Origin of the sequence: Streptomyces sp. NPDC058964, from assembly GCF_042741275.1 — a bacterium.
Lineage (GTDB): Bacteria > Actinomycetota > Actinomycetes > Streptomycetales > Streptomycetaceae > Streptomyces.
Map to the genome: position 1 here is coordinate 1 of NZ_JBHYKH010000839.1, position 2,375 is coordinate 2,375.

The following is a 2,375-nucleotide window of genomic DNA, read 5'->3' on the forward strand; positions in this document are numbered from 1 at the left end:
GGCCGACAGGACCGGCCACAGTCCGGCCACACCTCATTCCCTGGATACCCGGCACCGGGGTGCTACGCCCGGGCAACAACGCCACGGGCGCACGAGTCGCAGGTCCGTCTCCACCCCGCGATCGACCGACGGCGCTCGCGCGTCAAGGACCCCGCCGGTGATCCAACTCGCGGCGTCCGAGACGAGAAACGCGACTGCCGAGGCGATGTCGTCGATCTCCTATGCGCCCGAGCGCCGTCGAGGCGGACACGGCCTGCTCGTGCTCCTTCCACGGAGCCTCGGCCGGTTTCGTGCGCACCACACCTGGTGCCACAGCGTTGACGCGAACCTTCGGCGAGAGTTCCAGGGCCAGTTGCTTGGTGAGGTGGATCAGTGCGGCCTTCGACGCGTTGTACAACCCGATGTTCGCCTCGAAGGCCATGCCACCGACCGACGCGGTGTTGACGAACGCACCGCCGTGCTCGCCCATCCAGGCCCGCGTGGCCAGACCCGTCCACAGGACGGGAGCCCACAGGTTCACATCAAAGGTCTTGGCGAACCGACCGTGATCCTGGTCGATGACGGGCCCGAAGGCCGGGTTGGTCCCCGCGTTGTTGACGAGGATGTCCAGGGTCCCGAATCGCTCGAGCGTCAGATCGACACAGCGCCGGGCGGCTTCTTCGTCGACCGCGTGCGCCGCGACGCCGACCGCCGTGCCCCCGACCTGGGCCGCGGCGGCGTCCGCCGCCTCCTGGGAGCGGGTGGTGAGGACGACGTTGCCGCCAGCGGCGGCGATGGCCTGGGCGATCGCCAGCCCGATACCGCGCGAGGCCCCCGTGACGACGGCGGTGCGATCGGTGAGATCCAGTCCCGGCATCTCAGCTCACCACTGCCTTGTGGCCGCCGAGGGTGCCCGTGCCGCTCGCCACCGCAGCGGCCCCGTCGCGGTACCGGCGCAGTTCGTGCCCGGCGATGGCCCGCTCGTGAACCTCGTCGGGACCGTCCGCCAGCCGCAGCGTCCGCAGCTGCGCGTACATCATCGCCAACGGAAAATCCTCCGTGACTCCTGCTGCTCCATGCACCTGGATCGCACGGTCGATGATCTTCAACGCGATGTTCGGGGCGGCCACCTTGATGGCCGCGATCTCGGTGCGCGCTTCCTTGTTCCCGACCGTGTCCATCAGATAGGCGGCCTTGAGCGTGAGCAGGCGGACCATCTCGATGTCGATGCGCGCTTCCGCGACCCAGTCCTGGATGTTGGACCGTTCGGCAACCGGACTGCCGAAGGTCACTCGTGACTGCGCGCGCCGGCACATCAACTCCAGTGCCCGCTCGGCCGCGCCGATGGCCCGCATGCAGTGGTGGATACGGCCGAGAAGTCGATCTCGGCGTGCCCCTCACGGTCCTGGGCGTTGAGCACCTGCCGGTGATCACGCCACGGACGGCCACGCCCGTCCACCTGCGGCAGCAGAGGTCCTATTCGCTCGCATGCCGCGTCCGTCAACTCACCTCGACCTGCCGCAAGATCAATCATCCGAGTGCTCGCTGTCGGGCTCACACGCGGGGTCCTCCGCCACGAACCGGCTCAGCCGATACGTGGTCGGGTGCGTCAGGCGGCCACACAGCGTCTCGATCCGGATCATCGACGCGTCGATCCGCGCCTCCCGAAGCCGGCGCAAGTGAGCGCGTAGCTCCGCCATGTCCCGGACCTCACAGATCACTTTCCACCGCCCCATGTCCGGCGCAGTGCGAGCAGCACGTCGCTGCCACTCTGCCTGTTGCCGCTGCTTCCTCTTCCCCTGCCCTGGCACCGGCCCAGAATCGCTGCTCGGCCTCGGAGCGGCAAGGGGAACTGGACCAAGCACGCATCCCGGCTCAGTGATCATTTGCCAGACAGGCTCTAGTAGGACTCCGTTAGGTCTTCCTGCCGGGCCTGTTCAGGAGCATGTTGGGTGTGTGGACGCACATGAAGTGAACCGAGTCCGGGCGGCGTTGGGGTTATTCGTCGCTGATGTGTTCGCCTCCGTGCCGCGGAAGGACCAGCGGGCCAAGGGCGACTGCTACCTGCGGGGACTGATGCTGGACGGTCGCCGCAAGTCCATCCAGGCGATGGCCGCGGCTGCCGGACGGCAACGAGCAGAACCTGCAGCAGTTCGTGAACCAGTCGACCTGGGATCCGCAGCCGGTGCAGCGGCGGATCTGCGAGCGGATGCTGCCGCTGATCGCCCCGACGGCGTGGGTAATCGACGATGTGTCGGTGCCCAAGGACGGGAGGATGTCGGTCGCGGTGGCCCCGCAGTACCTTCCGTTCTAGTGGTCGTCGCAACACCCCAGTTCAAGGGGTGCGATGGACTTCGAGATCCGGAAGGATCGGCGGCCTCAGGGGCCGAGGAGGT

The 2,375-nt window shown here is 67.8% G+C and carries 1 protein-coding gene and 3 pseudogenes; 1 reads left to right on the forward strand and 3 read right to left on the reverse strand.

Features of this window, described 5'->3' with window-relative positions; translation table 11 throughout:
- Nucleotides 1–142 precede the first annotated feature (142 nt).
- The 3 genes and pseudogenes from ACFW2E_RS45420 to ACFW2E_RS45430 all read right to left on the reverse strand — a co-directional run.
- Nucleotides 143–856 carry an SDR family oxidoreductase gene (locus tag ACFW2E_RS45420; RefSeq protein ID WP_384477641.1) on the reverse strand — a complete coding sequence of 238 codons (714 nt, stop codon included), beginning with the start codon at nucleotides 854–856 and terminating at the stop codon, nucleotides 143–145.
- Nucleotide 857: 1 nt separating this feature from the next.
- Nucleotides 858–1,352 (reverse strand): annotated as a pseudogene (locus ACFW2E_RS45425) (acyl-CoA dehydrogenase family protein); the annotation flags it as partial.
- 38 nt (nucleotides 1,353–1,390) lie between these two features.
- Nucleotides 1,391–1,513 (reverse strand): annotated as a pseudogene (locus ACFW2E_RS45430) (transposase); the annotation flags it as partial.
- Between the two features lie 422 nt (nucleotides 1,514–1,935).
- Between ACFW2E_RS45430 and ACFW2E_RS45435 the strand changes: the two are divergent.
- Nucleotides 1,936–2,281, forward strand: a pseudogene (locus tag ACFW2E_RS45435) (transposase); the annotation flags it as partial.
- Nucleotides 2,282–2,375: the final 94 nt, after the last annotated feature.

What these genes read in the sequence shown, in the direction of transcription:
- ACFW2E_RS45420 (WP_384477641.1), bottom strand. Translation starts at nt 856, where the DNA reads ATGCCGGGACTGGATCTCACCGATCGCACCGCCGTCGTCACGGGGGCC.